This is a genomic window from Dechloromonas hankyongensis, assembly GCF_022012295.1.
Classification (GTDB): Bacteria; Pseudomonadota; Gammaproteobacteria; order Burkholderiales; family Rhodocyclaceae; genus Azonexus; species Azonexus hankyongensis.
This window is the reverse complement of the sequence record NZ_JAKLTN010000002.1, coordinates 394,705-417,584: the sequence shown is the minus strand read 5'-3', so window position 1 is coordinate 417,584 and position 22,880 is coordinate 394,705. Positions and strand designations below refer to the sequence as shown.

Below are 22,880 nucleotides of genomic sequence, written 5' to 3'. Positions count from 1 at the left end.
GCTGCCTTGCGGTACGCTGAGGCCGTTCGTTCCGCCATGTCCAGCGCCTTCCCGAGAACCAGACGAATCAACGAACCCGCCGGCACCCCATGACCCCGTCCAATCTCCAGCTGTGGAAGCGCTTCTGGGCACTCGCCACGCCGTACTGGCGGCATGAGGAAAAGTGGCGGGCGTGGGGCCTGATCGCCCTGCTCGTCATCCTGTTGTTCGGCCAAACGCATTTCGCCGTCCTCTTCAACGAACAGACCGGGGAATTCACCTCGGCGCTGGCCGCCCAGGACGAAGAACGCTTCTGGAATTCGATCAAGCTGTGCCTCGGCCTGCTTGCCTTTGCCATTCCAGTCTATGCCTTCTACTTCTTCGTCCGCGACACGCTGGGCATCTACTGGCGACGCTGGCTGACCGGGCGCTTTCTCGACCGCTACTTCGGCAATCGGCGTTTCTACGAACTCAACGCCAACCTCGCCATCGACAATCCGGACCAGCGGATGACCGAGGACATTTCGACCTTCACCCAGCGTTCGTTGTATTTCCTGCTCATCATCGTCAGTTCGACCCTGCAGCTGATTGCTTTCAGCACCGTGCTGTGGTCGATTTCGCACGAACTGGTCTATTTCCTCGTTTTTTACGCCTCGATGGGCACCTGCGTGGTCGTTTTCGTCTTCGGGCAGCGGCTGATGAACCTCAATTTCAACCAGTTGCGGCGCGAGGCGGATTTCCGCTTCAGCCTGGTCCGCGTCCGCGAGAATGCCGAGTCGATCGCCTTCTATCGTGGCGAGGAACTGGAACTCGGCCAGGTCAAACGACGTTTCGGAGCGGCCTTCAGCAATTTCAAACGGCTGGTCACCGCCCAGTTCTGGCTCAACCTGTTCCAGCAGGGCTATTTCCTGCTCACCCTGGTCATTCCCAGCGCCATCATCGCCGACAACGTGCTGTCCGGCGAAATGGAGGTCGGCCGCGCCGTGCAGGCGGCGGGCGCCTTCGCCGCGGTCCTCGGCGCCATTTCGCTGATCATCGAGAATTTCGAAGGCCTGAGCCGCTTCGCCGCCGGCATCGATCGCCTCGACATGCTGGCCAAATGCCTGCCGGCCGATACGGGTGAAGACCTGCGCCGTGGCGACACTATCAATACGGATGAGGCGCCGCATCTGGAAATCGACGACCTGACCCTGCTCACCCCCGACGCCGAGCGCGTCCTGATCCAGAACCTGTCGCTAACCGTCAGACCCGGCGAAAGCCTGCTCATCGTCGGCGAGAGCGGCAGCGGCAAAAGCTCGCTGCTGCGCGCCGTGGCCGGGTTGTGGTACGCCGGCACCGGCACCATCCGGCGGCCGGCGCCGCAGGACATGCTGTTCCTGCCGCAGCAGCCGTACATGGTGCTCGGCAGCCTGCGCAGCCAGCTGCTCTATCCCAATGCCGCCCTGCCGGCATCCGATGACGAACTGCTCGCCGCACTGGAGCGGGTCAGCCTGCCCAACCTCGCCCACCGCGTCGGCGGCCTCGATGTCGAACTGGACTGGCCGAAACTGCTGTCGGTCGGCGAGCAGCAGCGCCTGGCCTTCGCGCGCCTGCTGCTGACCAAGCCCCGCTTCGCCATCCTCGACGAAGCAACCAGCGCGCTGGACATCACCAACGAAACGAATCTCTACAAGCAGTTGCTCGACACGCAGACCACCGTGATCAGCGTCGGCCACCGCACGACCATCCTCAAGTTCCACACGCAGGTGCTCGAACTCGACGGCTGCAGCGCCTGGCGGACGCTGGCCGCTGCCGATTACCGTTTCGAGCATTGAGTTGGCGGTCGGCGGGTTAGAATCCGCCCTTTCGCACCTCGCCCCGCCCGCCATGACCTTCTCCCAGCTCGGCCTTTCCGCGCCGCTACTCCAGGCCCTAGCATCGCTTGGCTACCAGGACCCGACGCCGGTCCAGGCGCAGGCCATTCCCGCCGTGCTGGCCGGGCGCGACCTGATGGCGGCGGCGCAAACCGGCACCGGCAAAACGGCTGGCTTCGCCCTGCCCCTGCTCCAACGCCTGAGCGAAAGCGAGGAAGCCGTCGCCAGCAACAGCATCCGCGCCCTGGTGCTGGTGCCGACGCGCGAACTGGCCGAGCAGGTCATGAGCAGTTTCCGCCAGTACGGCGAACACCTGGCCGTCAGTTGTTACGCGGCCTATGGCGGGGTCAGCATCAATCCGCAGATGATGCGCCTGCGCCGCGGCGTCGATATTCTGGTCGCCACGCCGGGCCGGCTGATCGACCTGTTCACCAAGAATGCCGTCAAGTTGCGCCAGGTGCAGACCCTGGTCCTCGACGAAGCCGACCGCATGCTCGACCTCGGCTTTGCCGACGACCTCGACATCGTGTTCCAGGCCCTGCCCAAAAAGCGCCAGACCCTGCTCTTCTCGGCCACCTTTTCCGACGAAATCCGCAGCATGGCCACGACCCGCCTGCGCGCCCCGCTGTCCATCGAGGTCAGCCCGCGCAACACGGCGGCCAAGACCGTCACCCAATGGGTCGTGCCCTGCGACAAGAAGCGCAAGACCGACCTCTTCCTGTTCATGCGCAAGGACCGGGGCTGGGGCCAGGTACTGGTTTTCGTGAAGACCAAGAGGGGCTGCGATGAACTGGTCGGCCGCCTGCAAGCCAAGAAGATTTCCGCCGACACCATCCACGGCGACCGTCCGCAGGCCTCCCGCCTGAAGGCGCTCGAAGCCTTCAAGGCCGGGGAAGTGGAAATCCTCGTCGCCACCGACGTCGCCGCACGTGGCCTCGATATCGACGACCTGCCGCAGGTGGTCAATTTCGACCTACCGCTGGTCGCCGAGGACTACATCCACCGTATCGGCCGCACCGGCCGCGCCGGTGCCAGCGGCGAAGCGATTTCCCTGGTCTGCGCCGACGAAGCCCCGCTGCTCGGCGCCATCGAAACCCTGCTCAAGAGCAGCCTGAGCCGTGATGAGGAGCCCGGCTTCGAGCCAACCCACCGCGTGCCGGCGACCGGCCCGGCCGCTGCTCCGGCCAAGCCCAAAAAGCCGAAGAACCGCGCTGGCGGCAAGGGCGCCCCCGGCAACTGGGTCGGCTTCGACGACTTCCCGGACAAACCGGCCCGCCGCCCGGGTCCGCGCCCTGGTTCCCGCCCCGCCGGTGGGCCGCGCAAGGCACCGGCCAAGCCGCGCGGACGATAGCCGGCAAAAGCTGGGAGCTTCGGCTGGCCGGATGATGCATCGCCACCCGCCCGCTGATTCTGGGCTGCCCTGCGCAATGGGCTGAATCGGTTTCCCGTCGGAAATCTGCTTCGCCTCCACTACCGTATTTCGGGTATTTCGCTCCATGCCCGTATTCCGTAGTGTCGACCTCCCAAAAAAACACATAAAACCATCAGCGGAAGCCCTGCTCCGGGGTCAAGCGTACCCGTGCGCCCGCTGCCCCGACATGAGATGCCGCCGCCCCGCACCGGCGACCTCGCCCATCTGCCACGCCATATGCCCTTCTCGTCTTACGATCTGATCACCGAACCGCAGAACCTCGGGGCAATACTGGAAGCGATACCGGACCTCCTCTTCGAACTGGGCCTGGACGGCCGTTATTATTCCTATCAGGCGCCCCGTGAAGACCTGCTGACGGCCCCACCCGAGCGGCTCCTGGGGCGACGGGTTACGGACGTGATGTCGGCCGAGGCGGCGGCCGTGGTCATGGCGGCGCTGCACGAAGCGCACCAATACGGCCGCTCTACCGGCAAGCAGCTCACACTGCTGCTGCCCCACGGCCTGTCCTGGTTCGAGTTGTCGGTCGCCAGAAAAACGCCGCAGCCCGGCCAGGGGCCGCGCTTCATCGTCCTTTCCCGGGACATCACCGCCAGCAAGCATACGGAAGACGCGCTACGTCAGAGCCGGGATCGCGAACGCTCGCGCTCCGACGAACTGGCCACCCTGCTCGACGTCGCGCCGACGGCCGTGTGGATCGCCCACGATCCACAGTGCAAGCTGATTACCGGCAACAAGCTGGCCGCCCAATGGCTGGGGGTGGAAGACGGCATCAACGTCTCGCCGGCGGCGATCGACCATGCGCGCGTTTGGGGGTGCAAGATCCTGAAAGACGGCGTCGAGCTGGCGCCGCACCAAATGCCGCTGCAAAGGGCCGCTGCGGGCGAGGAAATCGCCGACTACGAGTTCGATATCGTCTATCCGGATGGTCGGACACGCCACGTCCTGGGCAACGCAGTCCCCTTGCGCGGTACGGATCAGCGCATCGACGGCGCGGTCACTGCCTTCATCGACATCACGGCGCGCAAGGATGCGGAAAATCTGGCCCAGGAAGCCCGCCAGCAAGCCGAACACTCGAACATCGCCAAATCGCGCTTCCTGGCCGCCGCCAGCCATGATTTGCGACAACCGCTTTCCGCCCTGGGCATCTACGTCAATCTGCTAAAGGGCGAGGTTTTGCCGTCGGGTCAGAAAATACTGGCCAACATGAGCGATTGCCTGGGCAGCTTGAGCGAGCTGCTCAACGACCTGCTCGATCTGAGCAAACTCGACGCCGGCGTGGTGGTTCCCAATGTATCGACCTTTTCGGTGTCGGAATTGTTTGCCAACCTTGCCTCCATTCACGAACCGGAAGCGCAGCTCAAGAATCTCCGCTACAAGTGCCGCGCCAGCACGCTGACCGCGCACACCGATCCCGTTCTCTTCAAGCGCATCGTCGATAACCTGATCAGCAACGCCATCCGCTACACCCAGAGCGGCGGCGTGCTGGTCGCCTGCCGCCGCCGTGGCGGCAAACATTGGGTGGAAGTCAGGGACTCTGGCGTCGGCATCCACCCGGAGCATATTATCGAAATCTTCGAGGAGTTCCGGCAGCTCGACGGCGGCGCCCGCAACCGCGGCAGCGGACTCGGCCTGGCCATCGTGGCCAAGACCGCCCAGCTGCTCGGTCTCGAGATCAGCGTCCGCTCGTCGCCGGGACTAGGCTCCGTCTTCGCCATCGAGTTCCCTCCCGGCCCCGCCCTGACGCCGCCAAGCCACCCCGCCGCCGCGTCGGAAAAACGGCGCCTGTGCATTGCCCTGGTCGAGGATAACGGCCTGGTCCGCGAGGCCCTGACCCTGGGATTGCAAGCCGCCGGGCATCGCGTGATCGCCGCAACCTCCGGTCCGGTCCTCGGTGCGGCGTTGGGGGCGCAGGTTCCGGATATCGTGATCTCCGACTATCGCCTAGCCGACGGCGAAACCGGCTACGACGTCATCGACCGCGTGCGCAAACTGGTCAAACCGGACCTGCCGGCCCTCCTGGTCACCGGCGACACCGATCCCCAACTCATACGCAGCATGGCCGACCGCGGTATCGTGGTTCTGCACAAACCGCTGGAAATGGAAACAGTTGAAGCGTATCTCGAGGATCTGACTTACCAGAGTCACTGATTTGGCGCACGGCCCCGGCGGGCCGCTTCGATCGCCGCGATGTCGATCTTGCCCATTTCCATCATGGCGTCGAAAGCGCGCTTGGCCGCCGCGGGGTCGGGGTCGGCAATCGCATCGATGAGGGCGCGCGGCGTGATCTGCCACGATAGGCCCCATCTGTCCTTGCACCAGCCGCAGGCGCTTTCCTGGCCGCCGTTGCCGACAATCGCATTCCACAAGCGGTCGGTTTCAGCCTGATCGTCGGTCGCCACCTGGAAGGAAAAGGCTTCGCTCTGCGCGAAAGCCGGGCCGCCGTTAAGGCCGATGCACGGGATGCCCATCACCGTAAACTCGACCGTCAGCACGTCGCCCTGCCGGCCGGCCGGATAGTCGCCGGGGGCGCGATAAATCTTTCCCACCGAGCTGTCGGGAAAGGTCTCGGCATAGAACTGCGCGGCGTCCACCGCGCCGCCATCGAACCACAGGCAAACCGTGTTCTTGCTGACCATTTTCGTTCTCCGATCGATGAAGCGTCCGGCTTACCGCCGTAAGTTCTGCCCGGCTTGCCCAGCAATCGGCATTCCGCTTTTCCTCTGCCGCGACCGGAACTATACCGAGTGCCGCCATTCCAACCCCTGATTGCCAAGGCGGGTTTTTCGGCGCCGGCATCACCAAATTATTTTTGATGGACACCAGCAGATTGTTCGACATGGCGAGCAGGGACGTGTTCCGCTTCGCCGGATTGATCGCGGCGTATGTCGCGCTCGCCGGGATGTCGCTCAGTGTCGCCTTCATACACAGCACCGTTTCCCCCGTCTGGCCGGCCACCGGCCTGGCCATCGCCGCGTTGACGCTGGGCGGCCTTCGTTTATGGCCCGCCATCGCCGTCGGCGCCTGCGCGGCAAACTATTTCATTGCCGGGAACCCGCTGCCCGTCGCAGCCGGAATCGCCGTCGGCAACACGCTGGAAGCGATAGTGGGCGCCATGGTCCTGTATCGCCTGGGCGTCAAGGGCGAGGTAAAGCGGGTTCGGGATGCCGCCGCCATTCTGGCGGTGGCGGCTCTGGCGCCCTTGCCGGCAGCGACGGTGGGAGTTTTCAGCGTGACCTTGGGCGGCTATTTGCCCTGGGACCGTTACCCCTGGGTGTGGCTGGTCTGGTGGCTGGGTGACTTCATGGGGGCATTGATCGTGCTGCCGCTGCTCCTCGCCTGGGGCGGTGAGCGTTCGCCGGTGAAGTATCCGCACCGCCCGTTCGAGTTGGCCGGCGCGCTGGTCCTGGCCGTGATCCTGGTCAATGTCTGGAACATCGCGGCGCATGGCTTGGCCACGCTGAACGTACGAGCCCTGCCGCTGACCACCTTCCTGTTCCCGCCGGTACTGTGGGCGATGCTTCGCTTGCCGCCGCGCCAAACCTTGCTGGTATTGGCCGGCGTCAGCGGTCTGGCGGTTGCCTACACCAAAGGCATTACCGCTGACGAGGCCCTCGGTTCGCTGCTCTGGCTACAGATGCTGCTGCTCGGGTTTGGAGGAAGCTGGCTGCTCTTGCTCGGCGCCCTGGCCGAACGCGACCAGTCGCAGATGGCGCTGCGCGAATCGGAAGCGCAATTGCGCGCCACGTTCGAGCAGGCGGCGGCCGGCATCGCCCATTTCACCTTGCCGGAACGCCGCTTTCTGCGGGTCAATGCGGCGTTTTGCCGGATCATGGGCTACGGGTGCGACGAGTTGTTGGCCCGCAGCAGTCCCGAGATCACCCATCCCGACGACCGCTTGATCGGCAACGACGAGTTCGCCAGGCTGGCATCCGGCGAGATATCGACCTTCAGCGTAGACAAGCGCTACGTCAGAAAGGACGGGCAAATCATCTGGGCACGCGCCTCCGTATCGCTGGTCCAGGACGCGGAGGCCGGCCCCTTCGCGATCAGTGTCGTCGAGGACATCACCGAGGCGACGCTGGTCGCGCAGGCGCACCGGGATGCCGAGCACCGCCTCGAATTGGCGGTCGACATCGCCAAGCTGGGATTCTGGGAATGGGACGTGGCCAATGACCAGGTCTATCTATCACCGATGTGGAAGCAGCAGCTGGGGTACCAGGAGGATGAGCTGGACAACCGCTCGGACGAAGCGACGTCGCGGCTGTTCCCGGAAGACATCGACCGTGTGAAGGACTATGTAGCCCGCTATATCGGGCAACCGGGTTCGGAATTCAGCATCGACTATCGGCTGCGCCATCGCGACGGCCACTATCGCTGGTTCACCGCCCGCGCCACGCCGGTCACCGACGATACCGGCCAGGTGGTGAAACTGATCGGCACCCAACTCGACATCACCCACCTCAAGGAGGCCGAGCAGCGCATCCGCGAAGCGGCCCTGCACGATCCACTGACCGGCTTGCCGAACCGGGCGCTCATCTTCGAGTACGGCCAGCACCTGTTGGCGGCAGCGCGCCGTAGCCATGGCCGCGGCGCCTTGCTGTTCATCGACCTGGATCGCTTCAAGCAGGTCAACGACCTGTACGGACACGAAGTCGGCGACCGTCTGTTGCAGGAGGTGGCCATGCGCCTGATCGCCTGCACGCGGCAGGAGGACCTGGTCGGGCGCCTGGGCGGCGACGAATTCGTCATCATCCTGCCCCACCTCGACCACCGCACCGATCGCGCCACCGTCGTCGCCCAGCACGTACTCGACAGCATCGGTCAGCCGTTCCGGATCGATGCGCTGGAACTGTCGGTATCGCCGTCGATCGGCATCACCTATTACCCGGAGCACGGCACCGAAATCGACGCGCTGATCCACGCTGCCGATCTCGCCATGTATCAGGCCAAGCAATTCGGCCGGGCCAATTATCAACTCTATACCAGCGATCTGTGCCAGCGTGCCGAGGAAGCCCGCTCGCTCGAGGCGAAACTTCGCCACGCACTGAAAAACCAGGGCTTGGCGCTGCACTACCAGCCGGTGATCGACATCAAGAGCGGGCGGCTGATCGGCGTCGAGGCACTGGTCCGCATGGCCGGCGACGACGCCGAAGACATCAGCCCGGCCACCTTCATTCCGATTGCCGAATCGTCCGGGCTGATAGTCGAACTGGGCGAATGGGTCGCCATCGAGGCATGCCGCCAGCACAAGCTCTGGCGCAGCCAAGGCTTGCCGCCGGTCAAGATCGCCATCAACGTGTCGCCGCTGCAGCTCCGTCAACGCGCCTTCGCCGAACGACTCGGCCACATCATCGGCGAGGCGGGGATAGACCCCGCCTGCTTCGAGATCGAGGTCACCGAAAGCGCGCTGATGGAGAGCGTCGACGAGGCCATCGAAATCCTCGAGGACATCAAGTGCCTTGGCGTAAGGATCGCGCTCGACGACTTCGGCACCGGCCATTCCAGCCTGAGCAACCTCAGCACCCTGCCCCTCGACAAGCTGAAGATCGACCAATCCTTCGTCCGCCGCATCGAGCGGGACCAGACCAGCCGCGTGATCACCAACGCCATCATTTCGCTGGCCCGCACGCTGCACCTGGAAGTCGTTGGCGAAGGCATCGAATCCAACGAAACGCTGCGCTATCTCGACGACCAGGCCTGCGACCAGGCCCAGGGCTTCCTGTTCAGCAAGCCGCTCCCGGCCGACGCGTTCGCCCACTGGTATCGCCAGCACGCCGGGCAGTCGCTGCATTGATCGGCATGGTCGGCGCGCAGGGCCGCGCTGCCGCCAACGCTTCGCCAGGCCGTTCGGCGCACGGAACGACGATTGCTCCCGGTTCGAAAAGGCGTTTTGCGCTCTTTGCGCACTGCCATTTCAACCACGGAACAAGGAGTCTTTCATGAACCAACAGTCCATTCTTCTGGGCAGCGTTTTGGCCGTTACCGTCGCCGCGACAGCCCTTTCCGGCTGCGACCGCCGCAATGCCACCCCACCGCCGCCCCCCAAAGGCAGCAGCGAAGGCGGCGCACTACTGGCCAACCCGCCGGCACCGACGCCGGGAGCGGAAACGGGCACCGGTGCGCCTCGCCAGCACTTTATTCAGGTCGCCACCGATTCCGCCAACAAGAAGCTCAGCCACAGCGATGCCAGTTTCCTGAAAAACGCAGCCGCCGGCGGCGTCTTCGAAGTCGAGGCGGGACAAACCGGGAGCCGGATGGCCAGCGACCCCGGCGTCAAATCCTTTGCCGAAAGGCTGGCGGCGGAACACGGCAAGGCCAACGACGAACTGAAGCAGCTGGCCAGTTCGAAGCAGATCGAAGTCAGCGAACAACTGCCGATGGGCATGCAGCGTGACCTCGACAAGCTGGGCAAGAAGTCGGGCAAGGACTTCGATCGCGAATTCATCAAGGAAGTCGGGATCAAGGACCACGAAAAGGACATCAAGCTCTTCACCAAGGCCAGCAAGGAGGCGAAAGACCCGGAGGTGCGGGCCTGGGCCGAAAAGACCCTGCCCACCTTGCAGCAGCATCTCGCCGAAGCACGCCGCCTGGCGGCCACCCTGCGCTGAACCTGCTCGCCCGAACCCGAACTGCCTGGCAAAGATTACAAGCCGGGCGGTAAAGCTTTCCGGTTACGAGTACCGCGCTCTGTTCGGCGAACTGCCCTCCAACACGCTGCGCCAGACGCGACAGCAGTGCCCCTGTCTTCGGCTGGAATCCCGACGGGAAGCAGCGGGCGGCCTTAGCGTTTGCCCGGCGGCGCGGTTAGAATTGGCCCGCCGCCCACTCGAAAACCCCTCATGCCCCGCCCTCGCGACCCTATCCGCGACTTTCCCGGAAAACGCTGGCTCAACGTGGTCCTGCGCACCGTGCACCTCGTCGGCATCGTGCTTTTCGGCGCGGCCCTGCTCGGCGCCGGCAGCCTGCCGCTGGGCGCCACGGTCATCGTGGCCTCCGGCTTGTCCATGCTGGCCCTCGACACCTGGTCAAAACCGGCACATCTGCGCGAAATCGCCGGCTTCGGCGTCCTCGTCAAGCTGGGCCTGATCGCATTGGCCAGCGCCTTGCCGCAGATGGCCTTGCCGGCCTTCTGGACCCTGGTCGTCTTCTCCACCCTGCTCGCGCACGCGCCGGGCCGCGTTCGGCACCGTCGCCTGTTTTAAGCCACCAGCCCGGGATCAGTACAGCCCGTCGAACAGTTGTACCTGCACGCTGTCGCCCGGCTGAACGCCGGCGCAGGCTTCGGGCAGCACGACCAGGCAGTTGGCTTCCGACATCGAACGCAGGATGCCCGATCCCTGGTGCGACATGGTACGCACCTGCCAGCGACCATCGACTAGCGCCACGGCACCGCGCAGGTATTCGCGCCGCCCCGGCTGCTTCTTGATGACGTTGGCCGCCTCCACCGACAGCAGCGGCCGTTCCGGCAGCGGATCGACCCCGGACAGGCGGAGCAGCGCGTCGAGCGCGAACTGGGCGTAATTGACCATCACCGCGACCGGGTTGCCGGGCAGGCCGAACAGCCAGGCATTGCCGATCTTGCCGAAGGCCATCGGTCGGCCGGGCTTGATCTTCAGCTTCCAGAAACGGATTTCGCCGAGACGGGCAAGGATGTCGCGGACGAAATCGGCCTCGCCGACCGACACGCCGCCGGTGGTGATGATCGCGTCGGCCATGCCGGCCGCTTCGCGCAGCGCGGCCTCCAGCGCCTCCGGACGGTCCGGGACGACGCCGAGATCGATGATGTCGGCGCCCAGCCGGGTGAGTAGGCCGTACAGCGTATAGCGGTTGCTGTCGTAAACCTGGCCCGGCGCCAGCGGCGAGCCGATGGAAGCCAGTTCGTCGCCGGTCGAGAAGAAGGCGACGCGCAGCCGGCGGCGCACCGACAGTTCGGCGATGCCGAGCGAGGCGATCAGCCCCAGTTCGGCCGGCCCGATCCGCTTGCCCGCCGCCAGGGCCACCGAATTGCGCGCCAGGTCCTCGCCGGCGCGCCGGGTGTTCTGCCGCAGTTTCTGGCCGGACGGAACAAATACGGTGTTGCCCTCGACCCGCGTCGCTTCCTGCACGATGACCGTGTCGGCACCGGCCGGCAGCACTGCACCGGTCATGATGCGCACCGCCTGCCCGGCACCGACCTGGCCGGAAAAGGCGCTGCCGGCGAAAGCCGAACCGACCACGGTCAGCGCGGTTTCCGCGTCACCGGCCAGGCTGTCGTAACGAATGGCGTAGCCGTCCATGGCCGAGTTGTCGTGGGCCGGGACATCGTATGGGGCGATGACGTCGGCGGCCAGGATGCGGCCCAGCGCACTGCGCACCGGCACCTTCTCGGCCTGGGTAATGGGCGTGATGCCTTCCAGCATGCGCTGGCGCGCTTCGTCGGCCGACAGGCTGGGATCGTCGAGGGCGGGAGACTGGCAGGAGGTGGTATCGCTCATGGCATCACTTCTTGGCGCTGGGGAAAAAGACCTGCTGGCCGTCGGCGCGGAAAGCGGCAATCGCTTCCTGGCCCGCCGGCGAGGTTAGCCACTGGGCGAAACGCTCGGCGGCTTCCTTTTTGACATGGGAATGGCGGGCCGGATTGACCGGAATGACGCCATACGGATTGAACAGGACCGGATCGCCGGCCAGGACGATATCCAGCCCGCTGCGGTTCTTGAAGGCATACCAGGTGGCACGGTCGGACAGGGCATAGCCGCCGGTCGCCGCCGCCATGTTCAGGGTCGGCCCCATGCCGCTGCCGGTCTCCTTGTAGCCGGCCAGCGTCTTCGGGTCGATGCCGGCATCCTTCCACAGGCGCAGTTCGGCGGCGTGGGTGCCGCTCTTGTCGCCGCGCGACACGAAGGGCTGGCCGGAACCGGCGATGGCCTTGAGCGCGGCCCCGGCATTGGCGGTGCCGCGCACGCCAGCCGGATCGTCCTTCGGCCCGACGAAGACGAAATCGTTGTACATCACATCCTTGCGATAACTGCCGTAGCCCTCGGCGACGAACTTGTCTTCGGCCGGCCGATCATGGACGAGCAGCGCATCGGCATCGCCGCGCCGGCCGATATCCAAGGCCTGCCCGGTGCCGACCGCCACGACGCGGACCTTGATGCCGGTCGCCTGCTCGAATCGGGGCAGTATCCAGCCGAACAGGCCGGACTGTTCGGTGGAGGTGGTCGACGCGACGAGCAGCGTTTCCTCGGCCTGCGCCGAACCGAGCAGCGGCCCCAACAGGAGCAGAAACGATCCCAGCATCAACGATCGAAAGCGATACGCCATGGCAGTTCTCCTTGCATGAAGGCCCGGGCCGCGGGGGATTGCGGACGGGCAAAGAAACGTTGGGCCGCGACATGCTCCTGGACGCGGCCATCAGCCAGAAAAACGACATCGTCGGCCAGGCGGGTCGCCTGGCCCAGATTATGGGTGGTCATCAGCACCTTGGCCCCATCGGTGCGGATTTCGCGGATGATGCGCTCGACCGCTTCGGTCGCAGAAGGATCGAGGCTGGCCGTCGGCTCGTCGAGCAGCAGCAGGCGCGGCCGCATCGCCCAGGCCCTGGCCAGGGCCAGGCGCTGGCGTTCGCCGCCGGACAGCAGCCGGGCGCAATCCGCGGCCCGATGCGCCAGGCCGACCCGGGCCAGCACTTCGTCGGTACGCGCCCGCCGCTCGGCAGCATTCAGGGCCTGCGGCCGCAGGGCGAATTCGACATTGGTGAACACCGACAGGCGGAGCAGCATCGGCTGCTGGAACACCATCGCCAGCCGCCCGGCCGGCTGCGCGGCATCACCCCAGGTCACCGTCCCGCCATCAGCCGGCAGCAGCCCGGCGAGCAGGCGCAGCAGCAGAGTCTTGCCGGTACCGTTTGGCCCGAGAATGACGCTGATGCCCTCGCCCGACAGTTCCAGGTCGAGGCCGTCGAGCACGGCCCGGCCGTTCGGCTGGAAACGCAGGCCGGAGATGCGCAGCGGGAACATCAGTTATACCTCCGGGCGGCCCAGCAGCGCAGCGCGTAACCGATCACGTTGAGGCTGAGGATGATGCTCATCAGCACGATACCCAGCGCGATGGACAGGGCCAGGTCGCCCTTGCTCGTCTCCAGCGCGATGGCCGTGGTCATGACCCGGGTGTAGCCGTCGATGTTGCCGCCGACGATCATCACCGCCCCCACCTCCGACATGGCGCGGCCCAGGCCGGCCAGCGTCGCGACGGTCAGCGAGAAACGGCAGTCGGCGAGCAGCAGCGTGACCGCCTGCGGCCGGCTGATGCCGATGACGGAAAATTCGGGGGCGTACTCCTTCCAGGCGTCCTCGATGATCTGGCGGCTGACGGCGGCGATCAGCGGCGTTACCAGCACGCTCTGCGCGACGATCATCGCGGCCGGCGAGAAAAGCAGGCCGTAACCGCCCAGCAGCCCGCTGCGCGACAGGAATAGATAGACGATGACACCGACCACGACCGACGGCAGCCCCATCAGGGCATTCAAGGCGACGACCAGCCCGCCTCGGCCCGGAAAGCGCGCGATGGCGAGCCAGGCACCGAGCGGCAGGCCGAGCAAGGTACCGATCAGCAGCGCATTCAGGCTGACAAATAGCGAAAGTCCGACGATAGTGAGCAGTCGGTGATCGAAGCTGGCGAGGAGTGCGAGAGCGTCAAGCAGAGTGGCGATCATGGGCGCAAACGTCAGAATGCCCGGCGCGGGCGGCCGGGCGCTGCCAGCATACCACCGGCTCAGTCCGTTGGTTGGCAGCGAAGCCGGTATCTGGGGCTGGCGCCGACCGCATCGGTATTGTGCCGGTATCGCCGGCCTGCCCTTCCCCAGGCGGCCGCCAAGGCTACGAAAAGCCCGCGGGTCCGCCCTTTTCGGCTGGGACAAAATGTCCCGCCCGCAGGCTTTCCGGACAAAATGTCCCATCTTTTCAAGCATCGCCAGCCACCGATTCCCCATTGTTCAATGACTTGCGCCAACTGGCCTGCTCCTTGCTGCTGTCTGTAGTTGCGACAAGGAGTCGCATAAGGAGGAAAAATCTAAATGAACATGAACAGGCGGCAGTTCTTCAAGGTCTGCTCCGCCGGGCTCAGTGGATCGTCCATCGCATTGATGGGCTTCTCGCCGACCGCAGCCCAGGCGGAAGTACGTGCCTATAAACTCGCCCGCGCCACCGAGACACGGAATAACTGTCCGTACTGCTCGGTGTCCTGCGGTGTGCTCATCTATTCGACCGGCGACAAATCCAAGAACGCGCCGGGCAAGATCATCCATATCGAGGGCGACCCGGACGATCCGGTCAACCGCGGCAGCCTGTGCCCCAAGGGCGCCGGCCTGATGGACATGGTCAACAGCCCGACCCGCGTCAAATTCCCCGAGGTCCGCGAACCGGGCACCAACGAATGGAAGCGCATTTCCTGGCATGAGGCTTTCGAGCGCATTGCCAAGCTGATGAAGGCCGACCGCGATGCGAACTTCATCGCCAAGAATGCGGCCGGCGTCACCGTCAATCGCTGGAACACCTTTGGTTTCCTGGCCAGCTCGTCGGCCAGCAACGAATCCGGTTACATAACCCACAAGGTTCTGCGCAGCCTCGGCTCCGTCGCTTTCGACACCCAGGCCCGTATTTGACACGCTCCCACGGTGGCCAGTCTGGCTCCGAGTTTTGGGCGTGGCGCGATGACCAACCATTGGGTTGACATCAAGAACACCGACCTTGTTTTCGTGATGGGCGGCAACCCCGCCGAAGCGCACCCGTGCGGCTTCAAGTGGGTCATCGAGGCGAAGAAGCAGCGCAAGGCCAAGCTGGTCGTGGTCGATCCGCGCTTCAACCGCACTGCATCCGTCGCTGACTATTACGCACCGATTCGTCCGGGTTCCGACATCGCTTTCCTGAGCGGCGTCATCAATTACCTGTTGTCGAACGACAAAATTCATCACGACTACGTCAAGCATTACACCAACGCCAGTTTCCTGATCGACGAGCGTTTTGCGCTGGAAGATGGCCTGTTCTCCGGCTACAACGCCGAGAAACGGACCTACGACAAGGAATCCTGGAAATACCAGTTCGACAAGGACGGCTACGCCAAGGTCGATGAGACCCTGGAAGATCCGAACTGCGTCTTCCAGGTCATGAAGAAGCACTACGCCCGCTATACGCCGGACGTGGTGGCCCGCATCACCGGGACGCCCAAGGAGGCCTTCTTAAAGGTCTGCGAGTACATCGCGGAAACGGCGGCGCCGAACAAGACGATGACCAACCTGTATGCGCTGGGCTGGACCGAGCATTCGATCGGCACCCAGAACATCCGCAGCATGGCAATCATCCAGCAACTGCTCGGCAACATGGGCATGGCCGGTGGCGGCATCAACGCATTGCGCGGACACTCCAACGTCCAGGGCATTACCGACATGTGCCTGTATTCCGACGCCTTGCCGGGCTATCTCGGTGCGCCGCTGGATTCCGACCTGGACCGCAAGAGCTACCTGGAAAAGCGTACACCGAAGGCGATGCGGCCGAATCAGATGAACTTTGGGCAGAATTATCCGAAGTGGTGGACCAGCCTGATGAAGTCCTGGTACGGCAAGGAAGCGACGCCGGAAAACGACTTCTGCTACGACTGGCTGCCGAAGAAGGATGTCTCCTACGACGTGCTCGCCATGTTCGACCGGATGTACCAGGGCAAGATGACCGGCTTCGTCTGTCAGGGCTTCAATCCGCTGGCTTCCGTCGCCAACAAGAAGAAGGTGGGCGACGCGCTGGCCAAGCTGAAATACCTGGTCATCATGGACCCGCTGATCACGGAAACCTCCGAATTCTGGAAGAACCACGGTGAGGTTAACCCGGCCGACCCGGCAAGCATCCAGACCGAAGTGTTCCGCCTGCCGGTTGCCTTCTTTGCCGAAGAGGCAGGCACCTGCACCAACTCCGGCCGCGTCGTGCGCTGGCACTGGAAGGCCGTGGAAGGGCCGGGCGACTCGAAGAGCGACGCCGAAATCATGGCGCATCTCTACCAGACGCTGAAGGCGATGTACGCCAAGGATGGCGGTGCTTTCCCCGACCCGGTGCTCAAGTTGTCCTGGCCGTACCGCATTGCCGACGACCCGTCGCCGGAAGAGTTGCTGATGGAAATCTCCGGCAAGGCCCTGGGCGACCTCTACGACCCCAAGGATGCCACCAAGCTCCAGGTCAAGGGCGGCGACCAGCTGGCCAGCTTCGGTTTCCTGCGCGACGACGGCAGCACGGCCTGCGGCAACTGGATCTACAGCGGCTCCTGGTCGCAGGCGGGCAATCTCACCGCCCGACGCGACAGCAGCGACCCGTCCGGCCTCGGCCAGACGCTGAACTGGGGCTTCGCCTGGCCGGTGAACCGCCGCATCATCTACAACCGCGCCTCGTGCGACCTCTCGGGCAAGCCGTGGGATTCGTCGCGAACGGTGATCAAGTGGCTGGGCGACAAGTGGGGCGGCAACGACGTGCCCGACATGCGCCCGGATGCCAAGCCGGAAGAAGGCGTCATGCCCTTCATCATGAATCCGGAAGGCGTTGCCCGCCTGTTCGCCCGCGATCTGGTGGTCGATGGTCCGCTGCCGGAACACTACGAGCCCTTCGAGTCGCCGCTCGAAACCAACCCGATGCACCCGAAGAACGCCAAGGCCAAGAGCAACCCGGTCTCGCGCATCTTCAAGGGCGATCTGGAGGTATTCGGCACGGCCAAGGACTTCCCGTACGTGGCGACGACTTACCGCCTGACCGAGCATTTCCACTTCTGGACGCAGCACAGCAAGATCAACGCGATCCTGCAACCGGAGCATTTCGTGGAAATTGGTGAGGAACTGGCCAAGGAAAAGGGCATCGTGGCCGGCGACAAGGTCAAGGTGCGCTCCAACCGGGGCTACATCAAAGCCGTGGCGGTGGTCACCAAGCGGATCAAGGCACTCGACGTCGATGGCCAGAAGGTGCACACCATCGGCATTCCGCTCAACTCCGGCTTCACCGGGAGGACGAAACCGGGTTTCCTGACCAACACCCTGACCCCGGCCGTGGGCGACGCCAATACCCACACGCCGGAGTACAAGGCGTTCCTGGTCAACATCGAGAAAGCTTAAAGGAGAGCTGATATGGCACTGCAATCGCTAGACATCAAACAGCGCTCCGCGACCACGACCCCGTCCACGCAAGTGCGGCAGACCGTCGAAATCGCCAAGCTCATCGACGTGTCCACCTGTATCGGCTGCAAGGCCTGTACGGCGGCGTGCATCGAGTGGAACGACATCCGCGGCGACGTCGGCAACTGCGTCGGCATCTACGACAATCCGGTCGACCTGTCGGCCGATGCATGGACGGTCATGCGCTTCACGGAGACCGAGCAGAACAACAAGCTGGAGTGGCTGATCCGCAAGGACGGCTGCATGCACTGCTCGGACCCCGGCTGCCTGAAGGCCTGCCCCTCGCCAGGTGCCATCATCCAGTACAGCAACGGCATTGTGGATTTCAACCAGGAAAACTGCATCGGTTGTGGCTACTGCGTGACGGGCTGCCCGTTCAACGTACCGCGCATTTCGCAGAAGGACAGCAAGGCCTACAAGTGCACGCTGTGCTCCGACCGGGTGGCCGTCAACCAGGCTCCCGCCTGCGCCAAGGCCTGCCCGACCGGCGCCATCCAGTTCGGCGCCAAGGAGGACATGAAGGACTACGCCGAGAAACGGATCGCCGACCTCAAGGAACGCGGTTACGACAAGGCTGGCCTTTACGATCCGGAAGGCGTCGGCGGCACGCACGTCATGTATGTGCTGCATCACGCCGACCAGCCGGGGCTATACAACGGCCTACCGGCCAACCCATCGATCAGCCCGCTGGTCTCGCTGTGGAAGGGCTTCGCCAAGCCGCTCGCCACGCTGGCCCTGGCCGGCGTCGCTCTCGGCAGCCTGTTCCATTACGTGACCAAGGGTCCGAACGAGGTCTCGAAAGAGATCGAGGACGAGATCGAACGGGAAGATAAGGAGGAGGCAAAATGATCCGCGATCCGAAAGACCTCAAGCGTTACGAGCCGCAGGAACGGGCCAATCACTGGGTGGTGGGCATCAGCTTCATCCTGCTCGCCCTCTCCGGCCTGGCCTTCTTCCATCCGGCTTTCTTCCCGCTCACCCAGCTGTTCGGTGGCCCGACCTGGGCCCGCATCATCCACCCCTATATCGGGGTGCTGATGGCGGTGTCCTTCCTGGCCATCTTCATCCGCTTCAAGCATCTGAACAAGATGACGCCAGCGGACAAGGAATGGCTGGCCAAGGCCAAGAACATGGTGGACGGCGACGACCACAACATGCCGGAACAGGGCAAGTACAACGGCGGCCAGAAAGTCATGTTCTGGGCATTGGCCGTGTGCATGCTGTTGATGACGCTGTCCGGCCTCGCCATCTGGCGCGCCTGGTTCGGCCTCGACATCACCGTCGTCCGCCTCGGTGCCGTCGTCCATGCCGCAGCCGGCGCCGTGATGATCGGCCTGATCATGGTCCACGTCTATGCTGCCATCTGGGTCAAGGGCACCATCCGCGCCATGTGGTACGGCACGGTGACCCGGGGCTGGGCCAAGCAACACCACCGTGGCTGGTATCGCCAGGTCACGGGCAAGTAATAGCACTCCGTCACTCCCACCCCAGCGGGCGTGACGGATCAACCGTTTTTCCTTGCGTCTTTGGGGGCTCTGCGGGAAACATGCCGCATCCCCCGATTTTTTGAAATACTCGCAACCACGACAAACCGGAACAACCAGCGCTCTACATGCAAAGCCAACCGATCGACTTCCACCCGCCGGCCGAAGAAGCCGCGCCCATCCTGCTCCCGGTCACCACCACGCTGTTCGCCGACCGTGCCGACCGCTTCGCGCATCTGGCCGACAACCACAGCCTCGGCGAATGGCTGTCCTTCCTGGGCCGGATCAGCCGCGCCCAGCACGAAATCATCAAGGCCTTGCCCGCCCTGCCCCTGCCCGAGGCGGCGGCCCTCGAACAGGCCCGAATCCACGGCATGCCGCCGCTCAACGCCGCCTCGCTCCGGCGCCCGGCGGCCTGGCGCTTCGCCTTGCAGCAACTGGCCCAGCGTCTGCAGAATGATGCCCCCGATGCCGCCCAGGCAGTGCTGAAAACGCTGCTCTCGGCCTCCGACGAAGAACTCGACCGCCTGGCCGACATGCTGCTCAAGGGCGAGCCGGACATGGCCAGCGCCGCCCAGCTGCCTTTCGTCGCCGCTGCGTTGCAGGTGGTCTTTACTCGCCTGGCCGGTCAGCTCGATGCCCGCCCTCTGCAAAAACTCGACTCCCACGGCGTCTGCCCGTGCTGCGGCAGCCTGCCGGTGTCCAGCGTGGTGCGCCTGGGCGCCGCCATCAACAACCTGCGCTACCTGCATTGTTCGCTGTGCAATACCGAGTGGAACGTGTCGCGTGCCACCTGCACCACCTGCGACACCGACAAGGAAGTGGCGCTGCATGAAATCGAAGGCAGCAAGGGCGCCGTCCGCGCCGAAACCTGCGATGCGTGCAAGAGCTACCTGAAAATCGTCTATCAGGAAAAAGACCCCAAGGTCGATCCGGTCGCCGACGACCTCGCCACGCTGCCCCTCGACATGCTGGTCGACGAAGCCGGTTACGAGCGTTCCGGCCCCAACCTGCTGCTGATCGGCGCCCATAGCGGCTGAACCCGACTCTTCCTCCAACCTTTCTGCCCGGTCCGGGTGAAAGCCATGAACGAAAACAAACGTCTTCCCGCGGTTGACCGCGTCCTGCAGCAATTTTCCGACCTGATCGAAACCCATGGCCGTCAGCTAGTCACCGGCTGCGTCCGTGCCGAACTGGCCGCCGCCCGCGAAGGCCTGAAACACGGCCTGCCGCTGCCCGACGACAGCGCCCTGCTCGCTGCCATCCGCCGCCGTGCCGATGAGGCCGGCCGCGCCAACCTGCGCCCGGTGATCAACCTGACCGGCACCGTGCTGCACACCAATCTCGGCCGCGCCCAACTGGCCGAGGAAGCCATCGCCCTGATGGTCGACGCCGCCCGCGCGCCCTGCGCGCTGGAATACGACCTCGCTTCCGGCGGCCGCGGCGACCGTGACGACCTCGTTTCCGGCCTGCTCGCCGAAATCGTCGCCGGCGGCTCGCCGGACGTCGCAGCAACCATTGTCAACAACAACGCCGCCGCCGTGCTGCTCACCCTCAATGCGCTGGCCCAGGGCAAGGAAGCCGTGGTCTCGCGCGGCGAGCTGGTCGAGATCGGCGGCGCCTTCCGCATCCCCGACGTGATGCGCCGCGCCCAGGTTCGCCTGCACGAAATCGGCACCACCAACCGCACCCACGACAAAGACTACGCCGAGGCCATCGGCCCGAAGACCGCGCTGCTGATGAAGATCCACACCAGCAACTACGCGGTGACCGGCTTCACCAAGGCGGTCGATGAAAAAACCGTGGCCGACATCGCCCATGCCGCCAGCCTGCCCTTCGTCGTCGACCTGGGCAGCGGCACGCTGACCGATTTCGCCGCCTACGGCCTGCCGCCGGAACCGACGCCGCAACAGGCGCTGGCCGCCGGCGCCGACATCGTCACCTTCTCCGGCGACAAGCTGCTCGGCGGCCCGCAGGCCGGGCTGATCGTCGGTCGCAAGGAGCTGATCGCCAAGATCAAGAAAAACCCGCTGAAGCGCGCCCTGCGTGTCGGCAAGACCACGCTGGCGGCGCTTGAAGCAACGCTGCGCCTGTACCGTGACCCCGACCGTCTGGCCGAGCGCCTGCCCACCCTACGCCTGCTGACCCGGCCGGTGGCCGACATCGCCGCCACCGCCGAACGTGTCCTGCCCGCCGTACAAGCCGCCGTCACTGGCCAGGCCACGGTCGTGGTCGCCCCCTGCAGCAGCCAGATCGGCAGCGGCGCCCTGCCTGTCGAGCGACTGCCCTCGGCCGCGCTGGTCTGCCGCCCGCTGGCGAAAAAACCGGGCAAGGCGCTGATCGCCATCGAAGCCGCCTTCCGAGGCCTGCCGACCCCGGTCATCGGCTACATCCGCGACGACGCTTATCATCTCGACCTGCGTTGCCTGGAGGCGAAGGACGAAGCGCGCTTCGTCGCCCAACTGCACGCCCTGAAATTCTGAGCCCGGCCTCGCACGGCGGTCTGCGCACCGCCTGCCGTTCTCACCCGCGCCGACAACGGCGCACCTGTAAATCCGGGCATCTCCGTGTCCGGATGGTTCATAAAATGGAGAAGAGAGCATGACCATCAACCGAAGACAATTCCTCGCCGCCGGCGCCGCACTGGGGGCGACGGCCAGCATCGCCGCGCCGACCAGTCCGCTGCCTTTCCTGATCAACATGCAGTCCGACCCATTGCTGCCGAAGGCCACCGGCAAGCGCGTCGTCATCTGCGGCGGCGGCTGGGGCGGCGTCACCGCCGCCAAGCACCTGCGCCAACTCGACCCGACGCTCGACGTCGTGCTGCTCGAACGCAACCCGGTTTTCTTTTCCTGCCCGATGAGCAACAAGTGGCTGGTCGACGTGGTCGATGCCCAGTTCCTCACCTTCAGCTATCTGCCGGTCGCCCAGAAGTACGGCTACACCTTCATCCAGACCGAAGTCACCGCCTTCGAGCGCGACAAGAAGCGCGTCATCACCGCCCAGGGCTGGATCGATTACGACTACCTGATCCTCGGCAGCGGTATCCGCTACAACTACGAGGCCTGGTTCGGCAACGACCGCAAGGCGGCCGAGTACACCAAGGCCATGTTCCCCGCCGCCTACATCCCGAGTGCCGAGCACTTCCGCCTGAAGCAGAGCATCCAGAACTTCACCGGCGGCGATCTGGTGATGACCCTGCCGCCCCCGCCGCACCGCTGCCCGCCCTCGCCCTACGAGCGCGCCTGCCTGATCGCCGGCCTGTTCAAGCAGCGCAAGATCAAGGGCAAGATCACCATCCTCGACCCCAAGCCCAGCCCGGCGCCGATCACCGGCGGCTTCCAGGACGCCTTCCGCGAGTTGTACGCCGACCAGATCGTCTATGTCCCCAAGGCCGTCATCCAGGAAGTCGATCCGTTTAACAAGAAGATCAAGACCGCCGTCGGCGATTTCCGCTTCGACCATTCCATCCTGATGGCCCCGCACCAGGCCGGCGACATGGCGTGGAAGGCCGGCGTGATCGGCAAGAACGAGGAAGGCAAGCCCACCGGCTGGGCCGGCGTCGATCCCTTCATGCTGAACATGAAGGATGACCCGGACGTGTATGTGATCGGCGATTCGGTCGGCGTCGTCTCGCCGCTGTTCCGCTTCTACCCGAAGGCCGGCCACGTCGCCAACGCCCATGCCAAGATCGTCGCCAAGTACATCAGCGAGCGGGTCAAGGGCCGCGAGCCGAAGTACGCGCTGCCCGACAACCTGTGCTTCATGATGGTCAATACCGAGCCGCGCGAAGATATCGCCGTCCGCTTCAAGTACTGGGTCAACGACAAGGGCGTCATCGTCCAGGATCAGGACGACGACAACCTGCGCCGCGCCGAGGTGGTGACCGAGGACTTCGCCTGGGCCGGCCGCATGTACGAGGACATGTTCGGCTGACCGACTGCGCCCCTGCCTCG

17 protein-coding genes are annotated in these 22,880 nt (G+C 64.8%); 12 read left to right on the top strand and 5 right to left on the bottom strand.

From position 1 onward, the window contains the following. Positions 1-89: 89 nt before the first annotated feature. The 3 genes from LZ012_RS10480 (at position 90) to LZ012_RS10470 (ending at position 5,412) form a co-directional block, all read left to right on the top strand. The gene (locus tag LZ012_RS10480) at positions 90-1,793 is read left to right on the top strand and encodes an ABC transporter ATP-binding protein/permease (RefSeq protein ID WP_275710487.1); all 1,704 of its coding nucleotides are present in this window, start codon (positions 90-92) and stop codon (positions 1,791-1,793) included. Positions 1,794-1,845: 52 nt separating this feature from the next. After that, complete coding sequence (locus LZ012_RS10475) at positions 1,846-3,183, top strand: DEAD/DEAH box helicase (RefSeq protein WP_275710485.1); 1,338 nt, start codon at positions 1,846-1,848, stop codon at positions 3,181-3,183. A gap of 252 nt (positions 3,184-3,435) precedes the next feature. After that, positions 3,436-5,412, top strand: coding sequence for a PAS domain-containing hybrid sensor histidine kinase/response regulator (locus LZ012_RS10470; protein ID WP_275710482.1), 1,977 nt, complete (start codon positions 3,436-3,438; stop codon positions 5,410-5,412). On the opposite strand, the gene LZ012_RS10465 is transcribed toward LZ012_RS10470, so the two are convergent. Next, entirely contained in the window at positions 5,406-5,900 is a 495-nt protein-coding gene (locus LZ012_RS10465) for a VOC family protein (protein WP_275710479.1), read from the bottom strand. The genes LZ012_RS10470 and LZ012_RS10465 overlap by 7 nt on opposite strands. Before the next feature lie 176 nt (positions 5,901-6,076). Between LZ012_RS10465 and LZ012_RS10460 the strand changes: the two genes are divergently transcribed. The 3 genes from LZ012_RS10460 to LZ012_RS10450 all read left to right on the top strand — a co-directional run bounded on the left by LZ012_RS10460 (position 6,077) and on the right by LZ012_RS10450 (position 10,466). Then, entirely contained in the window at positions 6,077-9,058 is a 2,982-nt protein-coding gene (locus LZ012_RS10460; RefSeq protein ID WP_275710477.1) for a bifunctional diguanylate cyclase/phosphodiesterase, read from the top strand. Between the two features lie 145 nt (positions 9,059-9,203). After that, complete coding sequence (locus LZ012_RS10455) at positions 9,204-9,872, top strand: DUF4142 domain-containing protein (RefSeq protein ID WP_275710475.1); 669 nt, start codon at positions 9,204-9,206, stop codon at positions 9,870-9,872. A gap of 231 nt (positions 9,873-10,103) precedes the next feature. After that, entirely contained in the window at positions 10,104-10,466 is a 363-nt protein-coding gene (locus LZ012_RS10450) for a hypothetical protein (RefSeq protein WP_275710472.1), read from the top strand. Positions 10,467-10,481: 15 nt separating this feature from the next. On the opposite strand, the gene moeA is transcribed toward LZ012_RS10450, so the two are convergent. From moeA to LZ012_RS10430, 4 genes are read right to left on the bottom strand one after another with little or no spacing between them, the layout of a single operon-like run. Next, the gene (moeA, locus tag LZ012_RS10445) at positions 10,482-11,738 is read right to left on the bottom strand and encodes a molybdopterin molybdotransferase MoeA (RefSeq protein ID WP_275710470.1); all 1,257 of its coding nucleotides are present in this window, start codon (positions 11,736-11,738) and stop codon (positions 10,482-10,484) included. Positions 11,739-11,742: 4 nt separating this feature from the next. Then, positions 11,743-12,564 (bottom strand): ABC transporter substrate-binding protein, encoded by an 822-nt coding sequence (locus LZ012_RS10440; protein WP_275710468.1) that lies wholly within the window; start codon positions 12,562-12,564, stop codon positions 11,743-11,745. Continuing rightward, positions 12,540-13,259, bottom strand: a complete 720-nt coding sequence (locus LZ012_RS10435; RefSeq protein WP_275710466.1) for an ATP-binding cassette domain-containing protein — start codon at positions 13,257-13,259, stop codon at positions 12,540-12,542. The genes LZ012_RS10440 and LZ012_RS10435 overlap by 25 nt, the downstream gene beginning before the upstream one ends. Then, the gene (locus tag LZ012_RS10430; protein WP_275710463.1) at positions 13,259-13,954 is read right to left on the bottom strand and encodes an ABC transporter permease; all 696 of its coding nucleotides are present in this window, start codon (positions 13,952-13,954) and stop codon (positions 13,259-13,261) included. The genes LZ012_RS10435 and LZ012_RS10430 overlap by 1 nt, the downstream gene beginning before the upstream one ends. A gap of 360 nt (positions 13,955-14,314) precedes the next feature. Here LZ012_RS10430 and fdnG point away from each other — a divergent pair, with 360 nt between their 5' ends. From fdnG to LZ012_RS10400, 6 genes are all read left to right on the top strand, one after another. Continuing rightward, on the top strand, positions 14,315-17,380 hold the full coding sequence (gene fdnG, locus LZ012_RS10425) for a formate dehydrogenase-N subunit alpha (protein WP_275710461.1): 3,066 nt from the start codon (positions 14,315-14,317) through the stop codon (positions 17,378-17,380). A gap of 12 nt (positions 17,381-17,392) precedes the next feature. After that, positions 17,393-18,289 (top strand): formate dehydrogenase subunit beta, encoded by an 897-nt coding sequence (fdxH, locus tag LZ012_RS10420; protein WP_275710459.1) that lies wholly within the window; start codon positions 17,393-17,395, stop codon positions 18,287-18,289. Beyond that, entirely contained in the window at positions 18,286-18,906 is a 621-nt protein-coding gene (locus LZ012_RS10415) for a formate dehydrogenase subunit gamma (protein WP_275710457.1), read from the top strand. The genes fdxH and LZ012_RS10415 overlap by 4 nt, the downstream gene beginning before the upstream one ends. 146 nt (positions 18,907-19,052) lie before the next feature. After that, positions 19,053-19,964, top strand: coding sequence for a formate dehydrogenase accessory protein FdhE (fdhE, locus tag LZ012_RS10410; protein WP_275710455.1), 912 nt, complete (start codon positions 19,053-19,055; stop codon positions 19,962-19,964). Between the two features lie 45 nt (positions 19,965-20,009). Then, positions 20,010-21,407: an L-seryl-tRNA(Sec) selenium transferase gene (gene selA / locus LZ012_RS10405; protein ID WP_275710453.1), complete on the top strand. Its 1,398-nt coding sequence runs from the start codon at positions 20,010-20,012 to the stop codon at positions 21,405-21,407. Between the two features lie 118 nt (positions 21,408-21,525). Then, on the top strand, positions 21,526-22,860 hold the full coding sequence (locus LZ012_RS10400; protein WP_275710451.1) for an NAD(P)/FAD-dependent oxidoreductase: 1,335 nt from the start codon (positions 21,526-21,528) through the stop codon (positions 22,858-22,860). Positions 22,861-22,880 lie beyond the last annotated feature (20 nt).

Coding starts and splice junctions, on each gene's coding strand:
- LZ012_RS10400 (WP_275710451.1), top strand. CDS start 21,526: ATGACCATCAACCGAAGACAATTCCTCGCCGCCGGCGCCGCACTGGGG.
- fdhE (WP_275710455.1), top strand. CDS start 19,053: ATGCAAAGCCAACCGATCGACTTCCACCCGCCGGCCGAAGAAGCCGCG.
- LZ012_RS10480 (WP_275710487.1), top strand. CDS start 90: ATGACCCCGTCCAATCTCCAGCTGTGGAAGCGCTTCTGGGCACTCGCC.
- moeA (WP_275710470.1), bottom strand. CDS start 11,738: ATGAGCGATACCACCTCCTGCCAGTCTCCCGCCCTCGACGATCCCAGC.
- LZ012_RS10430 (WP_275710463.1), bottom strand. CDS start 13,954: ATGATCGCCACTCTGCTTGACGCTCTCGCACTCCTCGCCAGCTTCGAT.
- LZ012_RS10465 (WP_275710479.1), bottom strand. CDS start 5,900: ATGGTCAGCAAGAACACGGTTTGCCTGTGGTTCGATGGCGGCGCGGTG.
- LZ012_RS10455 (WP_275710475.1), top strand. CDS start 9,204: ATGAACCAACAGTCCATTCTTCTGGGCAGCGTTTTGGCCGTTACCGTC.
- LZ012_RS10470 (WP_275710482.1), top strand. CDS start 3,436: ATGCCGCCGCCCCGCACCGGCGACCTCGCCCATCTGCCACGCCATATG.
- fdxH (WP_275710459.1), top strand. CDS start 17,393: ATGGCACTGCAATCGCTAGACATCAAACAGCGCTCCGCGACCACGACC.
- LZ012_RS10440 (WP_275710468.1), bottom strand. CDS start 12,564: ATGGCGTATCGCTTTCGATCGTTGATGCTGGGATCGTTTCTGCTCCTG.
- LZ012_RS10450 (WP_275710472.1), top strand. CDS start 10,104: ATGCCCCGCCCTCGCGACCCTATCCGCGACTTTCCCGGAAAACGCTGG.
- selA (WP_275710453.1), top strand. CDS start 20,010: ATGAACGAAAACAAACGTCTTCCCGCGGTTGACCGCGTCCTGCAGCAA.
- LZ012_RS10435 (WP_275710466.1), bottom strand. CDS start 13,259: ATGTTCCCGCTGCGCATCTCCGGCCTGCGTTTCCAGCCGAACGGCCGG.
- LZ012_RS10475 (WP_275710485.1), top strand. CDS start 1,846: ATGACCTTCTCCCAGCTCGGCCTTTCCGCGCCGCTACTCCAGGCCCTA.
- LZ012_RS10460 (WP_275710477.1), top strand. CDS start 6,077: ATGGACACCAGCAGATTGTTCGACATGGCGAGCAGGGACGTGTTCCGC.
- LZ012_RS10415 (WP_275710457.1), top strand. CDS start 18,286: ATGATCCGCGATCCGAAAGACCTCAAGCGTTACGAGCCGCAGGAACGG.